This is a genomic window from Campylobacter concisus (genome assembly GCF_003048775.2).
GTDB classification, from domain to species: Bacteria; Campylobacterota; Campylobacteria; order Campylobacterales; family Campylobacteraceae; genus Campylobacter_A; species Campylobacter_A concisus_I.
In genome coordinates this window covers 485,262-506,796 of the sequence record NZ_CP049272.1, presented here as the reverse complement: position 1 = coordinate 506,796, position 21,535 = coordinate 485,262, and the positions used below count along the sequence as shown (strand labels likewise).

Sequence of the window (21,535 nt, the reverse complement as noted above, 5' to 3'; positions counted from 1 at the left end):
AGAAAATGGCTAAATTGGTTAGAAACTCAAATTAGCCATTTTACTTGTTTTTTGGTATTTTACAACCAAAAACTTTTATATCATTTAAAAAGTGAGAGCAAGAAGTTTAATAATCCGCCGTGGCTCGCATCAAGCATTGGCTTTAATTCCATTAGAAAGATGCAGAAAAATACAAGTACAGCAAGCTGAATAAAAATATAAGGCACAACGCCTTTATAAATAGCAGTCGTTTTTATCTCAGCTGGTGCGACTGACCTTAGGAAAAATAAGCTAAAACCAAATGGCGGCGTTAGGAATGAAGTTTGCAAATTCATCGCAACTAAGATTGCTAGATAAATTGGATTTATACCAAGCTTTGCGGCTATTGGCACCAAGATAGGAAGCACAATATATGAAATTTCAACAAAGTCGATAAAAAAGCCAAGCACAAAGATGACAACCATACTAAAAATGATAAAGCCCCACTTCTCGCCTGGTAAATTTGTCATAAATTTTTCAACAATCTCATCACCACCAGTGTAACTAAATACCATAGAAAAGGCTGTTGCACCAACAAGTATGGCAAAGACAAGTGCTGTAGTTTTTACGCTTTCTGCCAATGCCTCTTTTATCATAGACAATGAAAATGTCCTATAAAAAATAGCTAAAATAATGGCTCCAACGCAACCAAAAGCTGAACTTTCAGTTGGTGTAGCGATACCTGCAAATATAGAGCCCAATACACAAATAACTAGTAAAAGCGGCGGAAAGATAGCGATTAATGCTCTCATAATCTGCTTAAATTTACTAACACCGCTCTCATCTTTTACTACCGGTGCAGTATCTGGTTTCAAATAAGCAACAATCAAAATATAAATGATATAAACTGCTACTAGTGTGAGTCCTGGGATGATGGCTTGATGAAAAAGCTCACCAACTGGCACTGAAAATATATCACCCAAAATAATCAACACGATAGAAGGTGGAATAATCTGTCCGAGCGTACCAGCAGCACATATAGTACCACAACCTAGCGCTTGGTCGTATTTATACTTTAACATAACAGGCAAGCTTATAACGCCCATTGCAACGACACTTGCACCAACAACGCCGGTTGAAGCTGCAAGAAGTGCTCCAACCAAGATAGTGCTAATAGCAATACCTCCGCGAATTTCTCCAAAAAGCATACCCATGCTCTCAAGTAGCCTCTCAGCTAGTTTTGACTTTTGAAGCACGACGCCCATAAATACAAAAAGTGGAACTGCTATAAAAATTCTACTCTCCATGATAGAGAAAATTCTATAAGGCATGAAGTTAAACATATCTTTGAAAACTTCGATGCTTCCAAGTAGCCCATCTCCGTCTCCAATGCTCTCAACAATACTACCAATCATGCCAAATATCATCGAAACCGCACCAAAGGTAAAGGCTACCGGAAAGCCAATGCCTAGCATCAAAAGCGCAGCTATAAACATTATTAAGCCAGCCATTATTCCCCCTTTTTAGCTTTTTTGTAAAGATTAAAATTTCTTATAAAAAAGCCGATCGCAAAAAACACAAGCAGATAAAAAGAAAAAGGAATAAGTGCTTTTATGATCCATCTGTGAGTAAGACCACCTGGATCTGCACTAGCTTCAGCTGAAGTATAAGCATCACTCACAAATTCAAATGATAAATTTGAAACCAAAAGTGCAAATGGGATTACAAAAATAACAGTTCCTATCATATTTACAAGAGCTTTATTTTTTGGTAAAAATTTAGCATAAAAGATATCAACTCTAACGTGCGCATCTTCTTTTAATGCATAGCTCATGCCAAGCAAAAATATCACAGCAAAAAAATGCCACTCAAGCTCCTGAAATGCGACGTTTCCATAGGAAAAAAAATATCTTGCCACAACGTTAAAAAAAACATCTATTATCATCAAAGCCATAATAAACATGCAAATATAGCCGACTATATCGCCGACCTTATCAAAAAATTTCTCAACTTTTTGCATAAACAACCCTTAAAAAAACAATTTATTTATCATAATGATAAAGACGCAAACTGGCGCCACATATCTTAATAAAAAATACCATGCACTAAATACAAAGTCGCTCATATATGGACTAAATAGCACATAAAGTGCCTCTCTTTTCATAAAATATCCAACAAATATCGCACCACCTATACCACTAATTGGAAGCAGAACATTTGAAGCGGTAAAATCAAGAAAATCAAAGAAATTTTTACCAAAGAGCATAAATTTATCGCCAACATTTTCTATATTTGATAAAAGGCACAAAAATCCTAAAACAAAAACACCGGCTCCAACTATGCTAAGAGCTTTTATCCTGCTAATGCCATACTCTCTGATCAAGAAAAATACAAACGGCTCTACGATAGAGATGGCTGAAGTAATGCCAGCAAAGATAAGTGCTGCAAAAAATGCCACAGCTAAAATTTGACCTATCACACCAAGCTTAGCAAAGAGCGTTGGAAGCGAAATAAAGACAAGTCCTGGTCCTTGAGATGGCTCTGCGCCAAATTCAAATATAAATGTAAAGATAACAAGACCCATCATGATGGCTAAGACGATATTTATAAAGACAATACTTAGCGTAGAAGTAGCTAAATTTGTATCATCGCTTAAGCTAGCTGAATATGTAATGATCGCTGCCATACCAAGAGATAGTGTCCAAAAAGCAAGCCCAAGAGCAAGCAAGAGCGAGTTAAATGAAATTTTACTAAAATCAGGAACAAGTAAAAACTCAGCCGATTTTGTAAAGCCATTCATCGTCATAGAAAAGATAAGCATGATTAAAACCATGATAAATAGGCTTGGCATCATCCAAACATTTAGCTTTTCAATGCCACTTTTCACTCCTTTTGAAAGGATAAAAAAGCAAGCTACAAATGCTATAACAAAATAAAGTGTCTGCTCGCCAAGACCATGTGTAAGAAGCTCGTTAAATATTGCTTTTGAACTTTCTATATCGTTTGGAAGACCGGTAAAAGATAGTGTGAAATACTTAAAGACCCAGCCGATGATAACAATATAATAAGATGAGATTATAGCTGCGGTTACCATAGCTAAAATTCCAACTAGTTGCCATAAATTTTTATTTTTATTCGCTAACTTTCTAAAGGCATTTACACTATCGCTCTCACTAAGTTTGCCAATACTTAGCTCTGCCATAAAGATAGGTATGCCAACTAAAAACGTTATCAAAAGATATAAAATAACAAATGCCGATCCGCCATTTTCACCGACCATATATGGAAATTTCCACGCATTGCCAAGTCCAACAGCTGACCCTGCAACTGCTAAAACATAACCTATTTTAGAAAACTGTTCTTTTGCCATTATGCAATCTCCCTTACTAACACCACAAAAACTAGAACTGGTGCCACAAACCTTATTAAAAAATACCAAATTTTAAAAACAATCTCACCCATATAAGGCAAAAATAGCTCTTTTAAAAGCTCAAATTTCATAAAGTACCCAACAAAAATGGCAAATATAATGCCACCAAGTGGGAGCATAATGTTTGAGCTAAGATAATCAAGCAAATCAAAAAAGCTCTTACCAAAAAATGTAAGTGCTTCTTTAAAATTACCAATACCGCTTAATGCACATAAAATCCCTAAAACATAAACTACGGCACCGACAATGATAATTGATCTATTTCTACTAAATCCCAAACTTTTATTTAAGAAAAATATAAATGGCTCGACTAGCGAAATAACCGATGTTATACCAGCAAAAAATAAAGATGTAAAAAATGCAAAAGCTAAGAAATTTCCAAGCAAACCAAGCTTTGCAAAAAGCGTTGGAAGCGAGATAAATGCTAACCCTGCACCCTTTGATGGCTCTGAGCCAAATTCATAGGTGAATGTAAAAACTATAAGCCCTATAATTACGCTAATAATTATATTTGCAAAGACTACATAAAGTGATGAAGTGAATAAATTTGTATCATTGCCTAGGCTTGATGAGTAAGTTAAAATGCAGCCAATGCCAATACACATCGTAAAAAAAGCTAACCCAAGAGCATTTAAGATAGCACCTTGATCTATCTTTGAAAAATCAGGCACTAGTAAAAATTTAGCCGCCTCATCAAATCCATTCATGCCAAAAGAGTAGCCAAGCATAAGCAAAAGCAAAATAAAAAGTGCTGGAATAAGATATACATTTATACGCTCTATTCCACTTTTTATACCTTTTGTAAGTATAAAAAAGTAGGCAAAAAAGGCGATGCTAAAATATAAGATTTGCTCCTCTATGCCCTTTGAAGTAAAATTTACAAAAAGCGCTTCTGAGCTTGCCATATCTTTTGGAAGCTCACCAAGACTTAAGATAACGTATTTTAAAACCCAGCCGATAATGAGCGTGTAAAAAGATGCGATGAATAACCCTGTCACCATCACAACACCAGCAAATTTCCAGGAAATTGCCCCCTTTGTAGCTAGACTTTTAAATGCCCCAACCGTATCAAGGCGCGAAATTTTACCCATTGCCATCTCAGCAAAAAATATGCTAAGCCCAACCACAAAAGCAAAAAATAGATATATAAGAATAAATGCTGAACCGCCATTACTACCGACCATATATGGAAATTTCCATGCATTACCAAGGCCAATAGCCGCTCCAATGATAGAAAGAACAAAACCAACTCTACTAAATCTATCCATCATTTACCTGCTATTTGATAGATCATGATGGCGCAAATTGCAATTGGCACTATATATCTTAGAGTAAAGTACCAAATTTCAAAAAATACTTTTCCCATAAATTCACCAAAGAGTAGATATAAGCTCTCTTTTTTAAGTTTATAGCCAACAAAAAAACTAAAAATTATGGCACCTATTGGCATCATTATATTTGAAGTAAGAAAATCAAGTGCATCAAAGACTGGCTTACCAAAAATACTAAAGATATTAGCCGTCTGCGCATAATATGAAAAAATACAAAAAAGGCCTAAAATATAGACAAAAATTCCAATATAAACAAGAGCCATTTTGCGTGAAATTTCAAATTTTCTAACCAAATAGTAAGCAAATGGTTCTATCATCGAAACAGCACTTGTAACACCAGCAAATAAAAGCGAAACAAAAAATGCGATAGCCATAATATTGCCAACTATCCCAAGCTTTGCAAAAAGCGTAACAAGTGAGATAAAAATAAGCCCTGGTCCACTTGCCGTACTATCAGCCCCATAAGCAAATATAAATGTAAAGACCACAAGCCCCATCATAATGCCTATTAATATGTTTATAAAGATGATAGAAAGCGTTGATTTTATAAGATTTGTCTGCTCCGGTAAATTTGCAGCGTATGTCGGTATGACGCCGACACCCATAGATAGTGAGAAGAAGGCAAGTCCAAGAGCTTGCAAAACAACATCTGGCGTGATCGCACTAAAATTTGGCACAAATAAAAATTTAGCCGCCTTAACAAAGCCATCACCCATGCTAATTGCATAAAAAAGTATACAAATAAGCAATATAAAAAGGCCCGGCATCATCCAGATATTTAGTTTTTCAATGCCACTTTTCACACCTTTTGAAACAGCAAAAAATACCATTAAAAAAACCAAGCTAAAACAAACAATAGCACTACTTAAATCATTTGATAAAAGCGTATTAAACTGCGCTGCTGCTTCTTTAGTATCAGCCAAAAGTGGCGAAAAGCCAAGATAAATATACTTTAATATCCAGCCAATGACAACCATATAAAACGAAGCAATAAGTATCGCTCCTATCATAAAAAAGCCTGAAAGGGACCATATTTTTTTATGTTTTGGAGCAAGTTTATAAATGGAGCTTACAACGTCACTCTCACCAAGCTTACCAATGCTAAGCTCCGCTAAAAACGCTACAAAAGCGATAGCAAACGTGAGAAGTAAATATAAAATTATAAACGCTGAGCCACCATTGTTTCCTACCATTGTTGGAAATTTCCATGCATTACCAAGTCCAACAGCCGATCCTGCCATAGCAAGAACAAAGCCTATTTTTGAAAATTTTTCATTTATCATTGATTACCTGAGATTAAGAATAAATTAATTTTTTCAAAGATAACATAAAAAAACTTTTATTTTTCTAAGCCAAGAATTTTTTATGGGCAATTTAAATTTTTAGTGTTTTTATTTGAAACAAAGTTTTGTTTTTGTAATATTACGGCTCATAAAGTTTAAGTAGGGGACAGATCCGAAAGAGCTTTAAAATTTTAAAGGAGCAACGATGAAAAAGATCGTGTTTTTAATTCTTGGTCTTGCTGCATTTGCATTTGGTGCTGATGGCGAGATGATTAGATCATATTCAGTTATCGCTGGTGGTATTGGTCTTGGCCTTGCAGCTCTTGGTGGCGCTATTGGTATGGGTAATACAGCTGCTGCAACAATTAGCGGAACAGCTAGAAACCCAGGCGTTGGTAGCAAACTTATGACAACAATGTTTATCGCTCTTGCGATGATCGAAGCACAAGTTATCTACGCACTTGTTATTACACTTATCGTTCTTTATGCAAACCCAATGCTTGGCTAAGCGTAAAGCTTAAATTTAGCCCCTTTGGGGCTTTTACTCTTTTTGCGATCATGGTGGAATTGGTAGACACGCTATCTTGAGGGGGTAGTGCCGCTAGGTGTGCGAGTTCGAGTCTCGCTGATCGCACCATCCAATCTTACACTTCAAAATCCAAAATCTTACAAAATTAAAAAAGGGGAATTTATGCTAGATAAAAAGCGTGCTTTAAAACAGCTACAAAATGAAGCAGATGATACCGCCATCTATACGTTACTAGAAGCTAGTGAAAAAAATGAAGAAAATAAAAAAATACTTCGTAAATTAATCACTGAGGAAAAACGACATTATGCTTTTTGTCAAAAGATAACAGGCGAGAGCAGAACTGCAAATTTATTCAAAGTCATATTCTATACGATACTTGTTAAAATTTTTGGTACATCTTTTACTTTAAAATTTATGGAGTCACGCGAAGAAGATGCAGAACAATTTTATCTTGGTATCGTTGACGAGTATCCTGAAGCTAGAGATATTTATGAAGAAGAAGTAAATCATGAAAACAATTTAATCTCTATGTTAAAAGATATGAAACTAGTCAATGCCGGTGGCATTGTTCTTGGTATGAATGACGCATTAGTTGAGCTAACTGGCACACTAAGTGGTATCGCACTTGCTTTTTCAAATACAAAATCAGTTGGCGCAACAGGCCTTATCATGGGCATTGCAGCTGCTCTTTCCATGGCTGGCTCAGCATATCTTGAGTCAAAAGAAAATCCAAGTGACGAGATCAAACCGCTTACCTATTCGCTCTACACAGGTGGTTCGTACATCATAACAACGGCGTTTTTGATACTTCCATTTTTCATCTTTACAAGCGGTCTTTACGCTGTTTTGTCGATGTTTTTCTTTGCGCTGGTTGCCATCATCACTTACAACTTTTATATAAGTGTGGCAAAGGAGCTTAAATTTTTGCCAAGAGTGATTGAGATGTGCGTGATAACTTTTGGCGTTGCGATCATATCTTTTGGCATCGGCTTTTTAGTCAAGCACTATTTTGGTCTAGATATTTAATCCAAAATTTCATACCAAGTGTAGCTGTCGTCTCCAAAATTCCCACTAAATAGTGGCTTTAAATTTAGATCAAGGCTCAAGCTTTTACCATCCTTAAAATTTGAGCTTTGATAGATAAGTAGCCATTTTACGTTTGCTAGCTTGCCATCTTTTGCAAGTTTTAAAAACTCGCCAGCACCTTCAAACATACTAAGTCCTGTTAAGCTAAGCTTTTTTTGAATACTAACTTTGCGCCCTGGCACACTAAAAAGCGGTATAGTTTTATCAAATTTATCACTTCTTGAGTAGATTAAGACATCTGGATTTTTGCCACCACTTACTAGCCTGCTATCAAGCTTTGGGCGATCAACTCGCACTGTGTTGCCGCCGATCACTAGCGTATCTATGATGCTTCTTAGTTTATGGACGTGCGTGCGGCTAAGCTCATTTGTGATGATGCCACCACTTGCTACGCCATTTTTACTAATTGCGATTTTTAAAAAACTAAAACCACCATTTTGATATGCCAAAAATGGTTCAAGCAGCTTATCGCAGCGCTCTTTTAAAACGCCAAATTTAACTTTTATACCAGCGCTTTTAAACAAATTACCACCACCACTTGCTATTTGATTTTCATCATGACTGCCAATTATGACCTCACTAAAGCCAAGCTCTTTTAGTAAATTTGCACAAGGTGGCGTTTTACCATGATGCGAGCAAGGCTCTAGCGTAACGTAAGCTTTTGCATTTTTTAGTAAATTTGAGTGATTTTTTAGTATAAATTCATAGGTAAATTTTGGCTCCAAAAGGCCAAATTCGTCCTCTTTTATATTAGAGCTAAATTTAGCGTTATATGCTTTTATAAAATCATCTTTAAATTTTTTACTTTTTTTGCAAAGTGCAAAAAATATCGTCGTTGGTTCAGCGTGTAAATATCCAGCTTTTTCATGAGCCTTGCAAGATAAAATTTGACCATTTTCATCAAGGATAAGGCATCCAACGGCTGGATTTGGATAGGTTAATATTTGAAATTTCCAAGCCTCGCTTAAAGCAAGATCCATGTAAAATTCGTCGTTCATCTTAACAGACTATTTTTATTTTCCTATATCTTTTATTTCATCAACAAGAGTTTTTGAGATCAAGTCGATATCGGTCGGCTCATCCTCTGCGTCCCACCTAAAAGCAGCGATCTCTGCCAAAACCGCGATCTCTTTAAAATAGCTATATTTCGTTGTAGAAACTGGTATAGAGTAAGAGACCAAAAGCCTATCATCGTTATCATAAATTTTCACGCTATAGCGAAAGTGTGGCTTGTTTAACGCCTTGCCACCCCAGTTAAACCATCTTTCATAGTCCATTTGTATTTTTATCTTGAAACTATTTTCGTCCCCTAAAATGCCCTGCTCTTTTAGATGTTTGTTTATAAATTCCACAAACTCATCACGAAGCTCGCTTTCATTTTTATAGTTAGTGTTGTGCTCGTATCTAGTTGGTTGATTCGTCAATGTTAGGTTAAAATCACTAACAATGTATTGAGCCACGCCTTTTTGTATCGGCGTTGGCTCAACATTATATTTATATCTTCCCGCGCATCCAACGAAGAAAGCACTTAAAACTATTAAAAATAGTATTTTTACAAATTTCATATTTTCTAAATTTACGATAAGCCGTCGATCTTGCCGTCTGCGTCTATCTTCATATTGACAGCAGCTGGTACTTTTGGAAGTCCTGGCATCAGCATGATCTTACCGCAAACTGCAACGATAAAGCCAGCCCCGGTTCTAATATCAAGATCTTTTACACTAAATGTAAAGCCTTTTGCTCTACCCAAAAGCTTCGCATCGTCGCTAAATGAATACTGAGTTTTTGCGATACAAACTGGCAAATGGCTCAAATTTAGCTCTTTTATCATCTCAAGCTTTTTAAGAGCGGCTTCCTCAAAGACCACCTCACCAGCTCCATAAATTTCCTTAGCGACCTTTTCTATTTTAGTTTTCGTATCATCGCTCATCTCGTATGTAAAATTTATCTTACTTGGCTTATCGCACGCTTTTAAAACTAGCTCGGCAAGCTCAATCGCACCTTTGCCACCTTTTAAGAAATTCTCACAAACTGCCACTTCTACACCAAGCTCACGGCAGTACTCTTTTACGAAATTTATCTCTTCATCGGTGTCAAAGTCAAATTTATTAAGCGCCACAACTACGTTTTGTCCAAATTTACCTTTTAAATTTTCGATATGTCCGCCAAGGTTTTCGATGCCTTTTTTAAGAGCGTTCATATCTGGTTTTGTGATCTCATCTTTATTTGCTTCGCCGTTATATTTTAGCGATCTGATCGTGCTTACAAGCACCACAGCGCTTGGCCTGATATCAGCAACCCTGCATTTTATATCTAAAAATTTCTCCGCACCAAGCTCAGAGCCAAAGCCAGCTTCAGTGATGACGTAGTCAGCTAAATTTAGAGCTGTTTTTGTTGCAATGACTGAGTTACAGCCGTGTGCGATGTTTGCAAATGGACCGCCATGTACGAGCGTAGGTGTGTGCTCAAGCGTTTGAAATAAATTTGGCTTGATCGCATCTTTTAAAAGTATACAAACAGCGTCTTGACAGCCTAGATCACGCACGTAGATAGGCTTTTTATCGCTATCATAGGCAACCATGATGTTTGCTACGCGCTCTTTTAGATCAGAAAGGCTTGTTGCTAGACAAAGCACAGCCATGATCTCGCTTGCAGCGGTGATATTAAAGCCATCTTCTCTTGGCACGCCATCCGTCCTGCCACCATGACCCACTGTGATAAATCTAAGCGCGCGGTCGTTCATATCCATACAGCGCTTCCATAAAATTTTCTCGATTTTTAGTGGGTTTTCTTGATAAAGGCTATTATCTATCATCGCTGAAATCAGGTTATTTGCCGATGTTATCGCGTGAAAATCGCCAGTGAAGTGTAAATTTAGATCCTCCATCGGCGCAAGCTGTGAGTAGCCGCCACCTGCCGCTCCACCCTTTATGCCAAAAACTGGCCCAAGAGATGGCTCACGAAGCGCTAGGCAAACCTTTTTATTAAGTGAATTTAGTGCGTCGGCTAGACCGATAGACATAGTCGTTTTGCCTTCGCCGTATGGGGTTGGGTTAGTCGCAGTAACTAAGATGAGCTTTGAGTTTGATGGCTCAAGTCTAGGGGAAATTTTAGCCTTAAATTTGCCGTAAAGCTCAAGCTCGTCTTCGTTTAAGCCTAGTTTTGCGGCAACTTTACTGATGTGTTCTAGTTTCGTTTGGTGAGTTATCTCGATGTCGCTTAGCATTTTACCACTCCAAATATGTTTTTGCTTTTTTTATCTCACTGATGTTGATCTCAAAAATTCCCTCTTCGTTTTCTACTGCAATGTTCTCTTCGTCCGCTTTTACAAGCCTTCCTGCAAATTTCTCAGTCTCGGTTTGAATTTTAACTAGCTCACCAATGCTTGATTTAAAATGAGATGGCTTACTAAGCTTTCTCTCAAGGCCAGGTGAACTAACTTCGAGGTTATAATCCCCGCTAACTGGCGGTGTCACGTCAAAAATAGGCGAGAGCAATCGACTCACTTTTTCACAGTCGTCAAGGCTCACTCCGCCATTTTTTGTGATATAAACTCTAAAAATAGCCCTACCATTTTCATTTGCGATCTCGCTATCGTAAAGCTCGACACCGCATTCGCGTACTAGTTTGTCTAAATTATCCATTTTTGTTTAAATCCTTTGAAATTTTATCAAACAACTTATCCATATGGTTTTGATACTCTAATCTATCGTCAAATTTAAAGTGAAAATTTGGACATCTATACCAGCCCTCAGCTGCCATGCAGTGGTTTTGCAAATGCCTACAAACTCGCTTCAAATGCCCCAAAATATACTCTTGTTCACGCTCGTCAAAAGCCATCTTATCAAGATAAACAAAGGCGTCGTATCTGCCCTTTTTACACTCGACGTCAGTGACGCAAAGCCCCTTTAAAATGCTATCTTCAAGAGTGGCTAAAGCCTCTGGAATGAGCTCTTTTAGCACGCTCTCTGTTCTCATACGCTTTATTTCGTTAGCGTTCATAGAGTGGCTTTCTCCTTGACTTCTTTAAAGCTTTCGATATAGTCATTTTCTCTAATGTCGTTGAAATTTTCGATACCAACGCCACACTCATAACCTTTAGCAACCTCTTTGACATCATCTTTGAAGCGTTTTAGCGAACTTACCAAGCCCTCATAAACGACCACACCTTCTCTAATAAGGCGAATTTTTGCGCCTCTATTTATCGTGCCTTCAGTGACGATACATCCAGCAATAGTTCCAACTTTTGGCACATGGATCACTTGACGAACCTGAGCTTGACCAAGCTGCTCTTCTCTGATGATCGGTGACATTAGTCCGCCCAAGATCGCTTTCACGTCGTCGATTAGATTATAAATAACGTTGTAAGTTTTAATCTCAACGCCGCTCTCTTTTGCCTTTTCTTTTATCTCGCCAGTTGGTCTTATGTTGAAACCAAGGATTATACAGTCTTCGCTCGCACTAGCAAGTGCTACGTCGCTTTGCGTGATGCCACCAACACCAGAGTGGATGACATTTACTCTGATCTCATCATTTGCTAGTTTTTCTAGGCTTGCTTTTAGTGCCTCAAGTGAACCACCAACGTCAGCTTTGATGATGACTGGAAGCGTCTTTAACTCACCCTCAGCAATCTTAGCGCTAAGCTCGTCAATACTAACTTTTGTACTCTTACTAAGCTCTTTTTGGCGGATATATTCAGCCTTTTTCTGCGCGTATTCACGAGCCTCTTTATCAGTTTTTACGCCTATTAATGTCTCGCCTGCCTCTGCTATCTCGCTAAGACCTACTATCACACCGCATTCGCCTGGTTTTATATCTTGCAAAGGCTTACCTTGGTCATCAAGTAAGCTTCTTATCTTTCCATACGCAACTCCAGCTACGACAGTATCTCCAACATGAAGCGTGCCATTTTCAACGATAATAGTAGCTACTGGGCCACGGCCTTTTTGAAGTGAGCTCTCGATGACAGTTGCTTTTGCGTTTGCCTTTGGATTTGCTTTTAGCTCCAAAAGGTCAGCTTGTAAAAGTACGATCTCAAGTAAATCATCTATACCCATGCCTGTTTTTGCAGAGATTGGCACAAATTCATACTTTCCGCCCCACTCTGTTGGCATGATATCAAGCTCAGCAAGACCAGTCTTTACCAGGTCAGGATTTGCTGACTCTTTATCCATTTTATTTATAGCGATGATTATCGGTACGCCAGCGGCTTTTGCGTGACTAACTGCTTCTTTTGTTTGTGGTTTTACGCCGTCATCTGCTGCAACAACGATGATAACTATATCAGTTACACCAGCACCTCTTGCGCGCATAGCAGTAAATGCTTCGTGACCTGGAGTGTCAATAAATGTGATGTTTTTGCCGTTTTTATTTACCATATAAGCACCAACATGCTGAGTGATACCACCAGCCTCTCCTGCTGCTACACGTGATTTTCTTATGTAATCAAGTAATGAAGTTTTACCATGATCAACGTGGCCCATGATGGTTATGACTGGTGCTCTTGGCTGGAGATTTTCATCGTCTTTTATCTCTTCTTCATAGGCTGCTACGTAGTCAAATTCTTTTTGATCGTCGATGATATTAACCTCTACATTAAACTCATCAGCCAAAATTTCGATCGCATCTTCATCCAAAAAGTCATTTTTAGTTGTCATCATACCTAGCATAAAAAGCTTACCAATAATCTCGCTTGGCTGTTTGTTTAGCTTTTCAGCAAATTCATAAACACGAATTTCTTTTGGAATATTTATAGATGTCACAGCTTCATTGTTTTGTTTATTTTCAGGCTTTTTGTGTTTTTTTCTAGCTCTTCTTTGAATGCCGCCTTCGCCAAATGAATTTATCGTGTTGTTGACTGTAGTTCTCATAACATTTGGCTGTTTTGTCTTTTGTGCAGGTACTGGTGCTGGGGTTTTAAAACTAAAATCAGGAAGAACAACTACATCTTCATCTTCTAGCACTATGTCACCAAAGTCACTTCCGCCAAGTAGATCCATCTTCTGAGTGTTATCCTTTTTACTTGCAACAACTACTTTTTTATCTTTTTTCTTTTTCTTAGCTAAATTTTCATCATTTGCTGAAAACATACTTTTAAAATCGCTTATATTAGCTATGCTTGGTTCAGGCTTTTTCTCTTCTTTTGTAGCAATTGGCGCTTCATAGTCTTTTTTCTTTTTTACTATCACAAGGCCACGTCTTTTTTGAGTCACATCGGCCAAGCTCTCTTTTGGTCTTGGAGCTTCGACTTGTTTTTGCTCTACTTTGATTTCTTCTTTTTTAGGCTCAATTTTTTGTTTTTCTTCTAAAATTTGTGCCTCTTTCTTAGGCTCAGCTTTTACCGACTTTGACTCAGTTTTAGTAGTAGCTTTTTTAGGTTCACTTTTTTGTTTTTCTTCTTTTTTTACTGACTCTTTTTCTGCTTCTTTTTTAGACTCTTTTTTTGGTTTAGGTTCACTCTTTTTCTTTTTAAATTTATCTGGTATCACGCCAGTTTGAACATATTCATATATAGCTTCGGCCTCTTCAAGGCTAACTGCATTTGAGTGAGTTTTGACTTTTAATCCTAACTCTTGAGCTTTTTCTACTATCTCTTTACTTGGATAGCCAAGCTCGTTTGCGATCTCTGAAATCCTAACATTGCTCATTTAAGAGTATCTCCTTTAACTTCGGTGCATCACAAATAAAAGCACCTTTAGTTTGTTTATCAATTATTTTTTTTAAAATTTTTATATCTTTTTGCATACATTTGTCGCACAGATAAAAGCTACGACCATTTCCTTTGCCATGCTCTAAATTCTTACCTACCAAGCGGTATCTTTTTAGCAAGCTCTGAGAAATTTTAATTTTACAAGCGACACATGTCCTTACAGGATTATTTTTGTTCATTATATCTTTTTAAACTTGTTTTTAGCTTTGCGTAATTTCGTATCCATCGTTATCAAATGAAAAAACCTCAACCCTAAAATCACCAAATTTACTCTTTAAAATATCTCGTAAATTTTTAGCATCATCTTTGTAAGTGATATTTAAAAAGCTTGAACCTGAGCCTGAAAGCGTGCTCATTAAAGCACCATTTTCATAAGCTACTTTTCTAACTTCAAAAAGTTCTTCTAAAGCGTGCATTCTACGCTCTTCATGCATCAAATCTTTGCTTGCTATTTTTAAGAGATCATACTTTTTTTCATAAAAACAAGACGTTAAAAAAGCGGCATGAGATAAGTTATTTACGCATTCTTTCATCGTATAGTTCTTTGGTAAAATTTGTCTTGACGAGGATGTACTCATTGGTTTATTTGGGATAACAACTACTGCTTTTATCTCGTCACTTAAGCTTATTTTATTTGCGTAAACATTACCATTTTTTACGATCGCACTGATAAATCCGCCGTGAACTGCTGGCGAGATATTATCAGGATGGGTTTCATAGATGATAGCTTTATTTAAAACTGTCTCTTTGCTTGCCTTAAAGCCAGCCATTTCGTAGGCTGAAGCAATGGCTCCAACGATAACAGCGGAGCTACTGCCAAGCCCCCTTGAAAATGGGATATTATTTTCAAAAACGACTCTAAAATTTTCATTTTTACCAGTTAGCTCAAAAAAAATTTCATTAAAAATACTTAAGAATATATTATTTCTCTTTAAATTTACACTTCCACTGCCTTCGCCGTTTATCGATACTGAGCTAAATTTTGCTGGCTCGATTTTCACGCTATTAAAAAGCTTCAGACTAAGCCCCAAAGCATCGAAACCAGGACCCAAATTCGCACTTGTTGCAGGGACTAAGATATTCAAAATTTCTCCTAAACTGCTTGGATGATATAATCTGGAAGTGTATCTGAATTTAGTTTTAATTCATCTAAATTTAAAGGCAATCTAAATCCTACTGGCTCTACTTTTTCAAGTGAAATTTCGCCATCTTTTAAAACAAAGCTTAAACTTTTATTTGCTCTGATCGCTTGGCTGCCATTTAAGCTAAAGCCGCTAACCGCATAAAATTCGCAACCCTTTGCTAAAGAGAAAGTCTTTAAGATGACATAGGCCACCTTTAGCCCCATAAAGCTTCCTGGCGTATTTGCATAGATAATTTTTGTGATATTAAATTTAGAGGATAAATTTTCTAAGATTTTTATCAAAGCTTCACTGACATGTTCATCAGTCGTAATTTCATCAAATTTTACGCCGTCTTTATATACTCCAACTAAAAGCGGAGCAGATAAAGAGACAACTAAAATTTCAATATTTTCTATGCAAATACCTTTTGATACTCTTTTAGAAGTTCACCATTTAGAGTTGCGATCTCGTAGTTTTTCTCATCGGACATCAAAGCAAGAGTTAATTTGTGATTTAGATCGTGACTTCCAGCAAATGCTGTATAATCGCCCAACAAAGGCGCTCCAAGCAAGCTTAAATCACCAATCGCATCTAAAATTTTGTGCCTTACAAACTCATTTTCAAATCTCAAACCTTCTGGATTTAGAATATGCGTATCATCGATTGCCACGGCATTATCAAGTGATGCACCAAGGGCTAAATTTTGAGCTTGCAAACGCTGTAAATCTTTCAAAAAGCCAAAAGTTCTAGCACGAGCTATATTTTTTATAAAAGAGCTTTTACTAAAATCAAAAACATATCTTTGTTCACCAATAACTGGATGATCAAATTTTATCGTATAGTCAAATTTTGGACTTCTTGAAGGTGAAGTTCGTACAAATTTAGAACCCTCAACGACTTCAACTTCGCGCCTAACAAGAATTACTTTTTTGCCAGCATCAAGATATCTTATGCCAGCTTCATCAAGTAGCATGCAAAAGCTTATTGCACTGCCATCCATGACTGGAATTTCATTTGCATCAACAGAGATTCTAATATTATCAATGCCATAACCATTTATGGCTGACATTAGATGCTCAATCGTACTAATAAAGCCCTTTTCATTGCCAACAACAGTTGCCATCTGCGTATTTATCACATTTTTAGGTTCAGCTTTAAAACTAATACCAAGATCTTCGCGGTGCAAAATAATACCAGAATTTGCATCAAGAGGTTCTAGTATAAGTCTTATCGGCTCACCTTTATGAAGCCCTATACCAACGGTCTCAACGCGTCTTGCGATAGTAGTTTGTTTCAAGAATTTTCCTTATATTTTTAATCCGCTTATGATAGCACTAAAAAATCAATTTTGCAAATTTTTAGTTCTTATCTATCATCGCTTTTGCAGTATCTAAGACACTTGTGATATTATCTTTTATCCACTTTTTGTCCATCCATTGTTGTGGTCTCACCTCTTCGCCTTGGACTAAAATTCCAAAGTGAAGGTGATCGCCAAGCGCAAGACCACTAGTTCCAGTAGTGCCTATTTGATCGCCAGCTGCCACCATATCGCCCTCTTTTACTCTAGTGCTTGAGCAGTGTCCATAAAGCGAATAAAGCCCAAATCCATGATCGATCACAATATTTAATCCATAAATTCCATTTTCAGATGCAAGTACGACACGACCAGCATTACTAGCTATTATAGGAGCCGCTGCCACGCTTGCAAAGTCTATTCCCATATGCCATGATTCGCTTACTTGCTCGTTATTATATGTATAGTATCGGTGATCGGCGAAGTCAGCCACTTTTTTACCATTTCTTAGTGGATAAAATGGTGTCACACTAAAGCTAGTTAACATCTCATCACTAGGATTTGTAGTAAGTGCTGTTATTTTTTCTTCGTTTGAATTTCTAAGCGTTTCATTGACAAATCTCATCTTTTCAAGTCTTGAAAGTGCGCTTGGATCTTTTGCATATTGATCCGTTAAATCAACTATCTTACCATCTAAAAATCTATCGTTTAATGCAATAGTTGAAGTTTTATACTTTACATTTTCATAAAAATATCTAACATGTGACTTGCTCTCATTGCCTGCAAAGTCTCTTGCAATGACCTCAGCACTAAAATTTTCAACCTGAACTGGCCAAGCAACAAGTGCTGCATAAAAGCCCTCTTTATAAAATGGAACAGCCTTAAATTTCTTACCAAAATTTGTCTGGACATAGACCTCTTTTAGCTGATTATCAGTTGCTCTAAAGACCACAACAGCACTACCACCTTTTGAGATAGAATAAGACTGTGAAAGCACGTAAAGATCAGGTTTTGAAGTATCAAGCACTACTTCGACTTTTTTACTAGCTTTATTGCCAGTAAAAAAGCTCCATTTGCTAGTATCTACAGCTTCGATATTCATCTCATAGGTATCTTTTTGAGCAAAAAAGCCAGTCTTTGGAAAGGTTAAATTTACATCAAGCTCAGTACTTGGATTTTGTATGATTTGATTTAACAAATTTAGATCATTTTTCCCATCATTCATACTAATTCGTACAAATTTTATACCACTATCGTCTTTAAATTTGATATTCATTGGGGTTCTAAGATTCCAATAAACCTTATCAGCAACACCAATTATCGGTTCATTTCGCTCAAAATCTTTTGACATCAAAGCATAGCCAAAACCACCGGCTAAGATTAAAATTAGCAAAAGCACAACAATACCAAAACCGCCAATTCCACGTCTATACATATATTTTTACCTTAAATTTAATTTGCAAAATTTTACACGTAAATCAATAAATTTTTAGTTAATTACAAAATTTCTCTTACGGCTCTAGCGTCGCTCATCCAAGCAAAAAGCTCATCCCAGCGTTCATCTTTTATGAGATCTTTGCACAAATTTAGCTCTTTTTCAAACATATTTATAGCTTCAACAACATTATTTTTATTTTGCTTAAAAATATCACTCCACATAAAAGGCGAACTCTTTGCGACACGTATCATGCCTTTAAATGTAGGTCCGCCAAGTGCTACGATGTGCCTTTTGTCCTCTTCTTTTAAAATTCCACTCGCAAGAGAAAATGCGATCGCATGAGGCAAATGTGAAATAAGACCAACATGATGATCATGTTCTTTCGCACTCATAAAAATGATTTTCATGCCAAGGCAAGAAAATAACTCCACGCTTCTTTTTACATGTTTTTCTGCGCTCTCAGCAAAGTCACAAACGATAACAGTTGCTCCTGTGTAAAGTGATTTAAAAGCAGCCTCTGGACCAGAATACTCAGTACCTGCCATCGGGTGAGCTGGGATGAAATTTTTACGAATTTTTTCTGGCACAGCTTCTATTATCTTTTGTTTGGTTGAGCCAAAATCAATGATAGTTGTATCTTCGCTAATATCGGTTAAATTTTGTACTATTGATACGATAGCTTCAACTGGCACAGCTAAAAAGATGATGTCACACTTCTTTTTCATCTCGTCAATGCTTAAAATTTCATGCACCAAGCCAAGCTCTAAGGCCTTTTTGCTATGATTTTCATCTTTGTCATATCCACTAACACAAGAGATTAATTTTTCATCTTTTAGTGCAAGACCAAGCGAGCCGCCCATAAGACCAAGTCCGATGATACCTATTTTCATAAAAAACCTTCAAAATTATAAAATTTAAATTTATTAAAAATAAAATATGATATTATACGCACTTATACTAAAACTCTAGGTTAAATTTAATGAGAAAGAAATTATTTTTATTAGCATTAGCTTTCAGTGGCCTAAGCGCACAAACAATCCAGTCAATAAATTTTAAAGGACTAATTCACCTTTCGCCTGAAGTAGCAAGCCAAATAATGGGCTTAAAAGTCGGTCAGGATCTGACCCCAAAGCTTAGCGATAAGGCGATCACAAATTTATACAAACAAAACTATTTCGACGATATCTACATAGAAGATACAGGCAATGGCAATCTTTTAGTAGCTGTAAAAGAGAAGCCAAGTATTGCTAGGGTCGATCTAAAAGGCGTCGTAACAAATGATAAAACTGCGATCGAGTCGCTAATCAACATCAAACCAGGCAATATGTATGATGAGCTTACAATAGAAAAAACTAAAGAGAGAATTCGTCAGTATTATGAGTCAAAGGGTTATTTTGATACCGTTGTAGACGTAGAAAAACAACCAGTTGCAGATAACGACAGCTCACTTTTTATAACACTCAACATAAACCGCGGCGAAAATATGATAATCAAAAATATAAATTTAGTCGGTGCAAAAGAGTTTGATTATGACGACATTGAGCCAGTAGTTGCAAACAAAAGTAGAGAATTTATGGGCTGGCTTTGGGGCAGAAATGACGGTAAAGTTAAACTTTTTGAGCTTGAAAATGATCCAGCAAGAATACAAGACAAATATTTCCAAAAAGGCTATTTAGACGCGACTATTTCGTCACCTTATTTAAATTCATCGTTTGATAATTACACAGCTGATCTTACTTATTATGTTCATGAAGGTGAGCCTTATAAGGTTTCAAATGTAAGTATTACAGCACCTGAAGAGCTAGATCTTGACACTAAAAAGATTATAGATGACTTTAGGCTTGAGGCTGGTGATACGATGAACTCAGCAAGACTTCGCCAAGATATGAAAAAGCTCGATGATATGGTAGCTGACAAGGGTTATGCGTTTGTAAAAGTCTATCCAAAGACTGATAAATTTGATGAAAATAAAACTGTCGATATTGATTATGAAGTAGATCCTGGCGAAAAAGTATATATAAGAAATGTTCAAATTTCAGGAAACGATAGGACTGTTGACCGCGTTGTAAGACGTGAACTTTATCTAACTGAAGGAAATTTATATAGTAGAACTGACCTTCAAGACTCAAAAGATGCATTAAAAAGAACAAGCTACTTTGATGATGTTGAGATAGAAGAAGATCCGGTTGATAAAAATACAGTTGATCTAAAAGTAAAAGTAAAAGAAGCCTCAACTGGCTCGATAAGCGGTGGTATCGGATACGGCAGCAGTGACGGACTACTACTAAACGCGGCACTTTCTGACACAAATATCTTTGGCTCTGGTCTTCAAGGACAAGTAAGCGTAGATAAGAGTGACAGAGAGCTTTCAGGTCAGATAAGTCTTACAAACCCAAGAATTTTTGACTCAGAGTATAGCCTTGGTGGGACACTTTACGCAAATGACTATGACTGGAGAACATATAAAGAGAGAAGCTATGGCTTCAGCACAACACTAGGTAGAAAACTAACTAGAAATTTAAGCGCATCACTTACTTACAATATTGAGCAAAGTAAAATTACTTTAAAAGATGATGAACTAAGAGATATCAACACAAAAACCAAAAAAGAAATTTATAGAGAAGGTAAAGCTATAAAAAGCGCTATAACTCCGGCTTTAACATATAATAGCACCGATGATTATTACTTGCCAAGACGTGGCATCATAGCTAGCACATCATTTGAGATAGCTGGGCTTGGTGGCGATATAGACTTTATCAAAAATCGCACAAATTTTAACTACTATCTAGGTCTTAGAGAGTACATCGACTACGATCTTATCTTAAGATATAAAGCTAGCTTTGGCAAAATTTGGGAAAGAGGATATACTCCGATCAACGAAAGACTTTACCTTGGCGGTATAAGAAGCTTACGTGGTTACGAGAGCAGAACCGTATCTCCAAAGGTAAAATATAATGGCGACTACTACGAATACGGCGGCGAAACTTCGTTTAATAATTCAGCTGAAATAAGCTTTCCTATAATAGATCGTGTCAAAATGCGTGGTGTTGTATTTTATGACTACGGCATGATCGGTGAGAATAGCCTAAATGAGATAAAAAGATCATCAGTTGGTACTGGTATCGAGTGGATAACACCTATCGGACCACTTCAACTAATCTTTGCAAAAGCTCTTAAACCTAAAGAGGGTGATGACACAAATACATTTGAATTTACTATTGGAAGACGATTCTAACAAGATACTTTAAAGGGGCTAACTTGCCCCTTTAAACCTCCACAAATAAATAAACTTTAAGTCATATAAGAAAAAGCAAGGCAAACATTAGATATAATCCCACAATTTTTAATATAAG

Annotated in this window: 20 protein-coding genes and 1 tRNA gene; 4 read left to right on the top strand and 17 right to left on the bottom strand. The window is 36.8% G+C overall.

Features of this window, described 5'->3' with window-relative positions; genetic code table 11:
- Positions 1 to 80: 80 nt before the first annotated feature.
- The 5 genes from CVT17_RS02490 to CVT17_RS02470 are packed head-to-tail and all read right to left on the bottom strand — an operon-like array spanning position 81 to position 6,002.
- Positions 81 to 1,469, bottom strand: a complete 1,389-nt coding sequence (locus tag CVT17_RS02490; RefSeq protein ID WP_107858598.1) for a TRAP transporter large permease — start codon at positions 1,467 to 1,469, stop codon at positions 81 to 83.
- Positions 1,469 to 1,978 (bottom strand): TRAP transporter small permease subunit, encoded by a 510-nt coding sequence (locus CVT17_RS02485; RefSeq protein ID WP_107769692.1) that lies wholly within the window; start codon positions 1,976 to 1,978, stop codon positions 1,469 to 1,471. The genes CVT17_RS02490 and CVT17_RS02485 overlap by 1 nt, the downstream gene beginning before the upstream one ends.
- A 9-nt stretch (positions 1,979 to 1,987) precedes the next feature.
- A complete protein-coding gene (locus CVT17_RS02480; protein ID WP_107769693.1) occupies positions 1,988 to 3,328 on the bottom strand; it encodes a sodium-dependent transporter in 1,341 nt (446 codons plus the stop codon).
- Complete coding sequence (locus CVT17_RS02475; protein ID WP_107858597.1) at positions 3,328 to 4,659, bottom strand: sodium-dependent transporter; 1,332 nt, start codon at positions 4,657 to 4,659, stop codon at positions 3,328 to 3,330. The genes CVT17_RS02480 and CVT17_RS02475 overlap by 1 nt, the downstream gene beginning before the upstream one ends.
- Positions 4,656 to 6,002 (bottom strand): sodium-dependent transporter, encoded by a 1,347-nt coding sequence (locus tag CVT17_RS02470; RefSeq protein ID WP_107858596.1) that lies wholly within the window; start codon positions 6,000 to 6,002, stop codon positions 4,656 to 4,658. Before CVT17_RS02470 ends, CVT17_RS02475 begins: the two co-directional genes overlap by 4 nt.
- A gap of 205 nt (positions 6,003 to 6,207) precedes the next feature.
- Between CVT17_RS02470 and CVT17_RS02465 the strand changes: the two genes are divergently transcribed.
- The 3 genes from CVT17_RS02465 (at position 6,208) to CVT17_RS02455 (ending at position 7,557) form a co-directional block, all read left to right on the top strand.
- The gene (locus tag CVT17_RS02465) at positions 6,208 to 6,510 is read left to right on the top strand and encodes a F0F1 ATP synthase subunit C (RefSeq protein ID WP_004317263.1); all 303 of its coding nucleotides are present in this window, start codon (positions 6,208 to 6,210) and stop codon (positions 6,508 to 6,510) included.
- 44 nt (positions 6,511 to 6,554) lie between these two features.
- Positions 6,555 to 6,639, top strand: a tRNA-Leu gene (locus CVT17_RS02460).
- 54 nt (positions 6,640 to 6,693) lie between these two features.
- A complete protein-coding gene (locus tag CVT17_RS02455; RefSeq protein ID WP_107769696.1) occupies positions 6,694 to 7,557 on the top strand; it encodes a VIT1/CCC1 transporter family protein in 864 nt (287 codons plus the stop codon).
- Here CVT17_RS02455 and ribD read toward each other — a convergent pair.
- The 12 genes from ribD to CVT17_RS02395 all read right to left on the bottom strand — a co-directional run bounded on the left by ribD (position 7,554) and on the right by CVT17_RS02395 (position 19,072).
- A complete protein-coding gene (ribD, locus tag CVT17_RS02450; RefSeq protein ID WP_107769697.1) occupies positions 7,554 to 8,615 on the bottom strand; it encodes a bifunctional diaminohydroxyphosphoribosylaminopyrimidine deaminase/5-amino-6-(5-phosphoribosylamino)uracil reductase RibD in 1,062 nt (353 codons plus the stop codon). The two genes, CVT17_RS02455 and ribD, sit on opposite strands and share 4 nt — an antisense overlap.
- Before the next feature lie 15 nt (positions 8,616 to 8,630).
- The gene (locus CVT17_RS02445; protein ID WP_107769698.1) at positions 8,631 to 9,182 is read right to left on the bottom strand and encodes a hypothetical protein; all 552 of its coding nucleotides are present in this window, start codon (positions 9,180 to 9,182) and stop codon (positions 8,631 to 8,633) included.
- Positions 9,183 to 9,193: 11 nt separating this feature from the next.
- Positions 9,194 to 10,843, bottom strand: a complete 1,650-nt coding sequence (locus CVT17_RS02440) for a formate--tetrahydrofolate ligase (RefSeq protein WP_107858595.1) — start codon at positions 10,841 to 10,843, stop codon at positions 9,194 to 9,196.
- 1 nt (position 10,844) lies between these two features.
- Positions 10,845 to 11,261, bottom strand: a complete 417-nt coding sequence (rimP, locus tag CVT17_RS02435; RefSeq protein ID WP_107769700.1) for a ribosome maturation factor RimP — start codon at positions 11,259 to 11,261, stop codon at positions 10,845 to 10,847.
- Positions 11,254 to 11,619 carry a 30S ribosome-binding factor RbfA gene (gene rbfA, locus CVT17_RS02430; RefSeq protein ID WP_021090755.1) on the bottom strand — a complete coding sequence of 122 codons (366 nt, stop codon included), beginning with the start codon at positions 11,617 to 11,619 and terminating at the stop codon, positions 11,254 to 11,256. Before rbfA ends, rimP begins: the two co-directional genes overlap by 8 nt.
- A complete protein-coding gene (gene infB / locus CVT17_RS02425) occupies positions 11,616 to 14,264 on the bottom strand; it encodes a translation initiation factor IF-2 (protein WP_107769701.1) in 2,649 nt (882 codons plus the stop codon). The genes rbfA and infB overlap by 4 nt, the downstream gene beginning before the upstream one ends.
- Positions 14,251 to 14,505 (bottom strand): hypothetical protein, encoded by a 255-nt coding sequence (locus CVT17_RS02420; RefSeq protein WP_072594698.1) that lies wholly within the window; start codon positions 14,503 to 14,505, stop codon positions 14,251 to 14,253. The genes infB and CVT17_RS02420 overlap by 14 nt, the downstream gene beginning before the upstream one ends.
- 21 nt (positions 14,506 to 14,526) lie before the next feature.
- Positions 14,527 to 15,411 carry a homoserine kinase gene (gene thrB, locus CVT17_RS02415; protein WP_107769702.1) on the bottom strand — a complete coding sequence of 295 codons (885 nt, stop codon included), beginning with the start codon at positions 15,409 to 15,411 and terminating at the stop codon, positions 14,527 to 14,529.
- Positions 15,412 to 15,419: 8 nt separating this feature from the next.
- On the bottom strand, positions 15,420 to 15,782 hold the full coding sequence (locus CVT17_RS02410) for a glycoprotease (protein ID WP_196373584.1): 363 nt from the start codon (positions 15,780 to 15,782) through the stop codon (positions 15,420 to 15,422).
- Between the two features lie 80 nt (positions 15,783 to 15,862).
- Entirely contained in the window at positions 15,863 to 16,747 is an 885-nt protein-coding gene (gene lpxC / locus CVT17_RS02405) for a UDP-3-O-acyl-N-acetylglucosamine deacetylase (RefSeq protein WP_084108771.1), read from the bottom strand.
- 61 nt (positions 16,748 to 16,808) lie between these two features.
- Positions 16,809 to 18,179: a M23 family metallopeptidase gene (locus CVT17_RS02400; RefSeq protein ID WP_107858594.1), complete on the bottom strand. Its 1,371-nt coding sequence runs from the start codon at positions 18,177 to 18,179 to the stop codon at positions 16,809 to 16,811.
- 62 nt (positions 18,180 to 18,241) lie between these two features.
- On the bottom strand, positions 18,242 to 19,072 hold the full coding sequence (locus CVT17_RS02395) for a prephenate dehydrogenase (protein ID WP_084108777.1): 831 nt from the start codon (positions 19,070 to 19,072) through the stop codon (positions 18,242 to 18,244).
- 89 nt (positions 19,073 to 19,161) lie between these two features.
- Between CVT17_RS02395 and bamA the strand changes: the two genes are divergently transcribed.
- Positions 19,162 to 21,417, top strand: a complete 2,256-nt coding sequence (gene bamA, locus CVT17_RS02390; RefSeq protein WP_107858593.1) for an outer membrane protein assembly factor BamA — start codon at positions 19,162 to 19,164, stop codon at positions 21,415 to 21,417.
- The last annotated feature ends 118 nt before the right edge of the window (positions 21,418 to 21,535 follow it).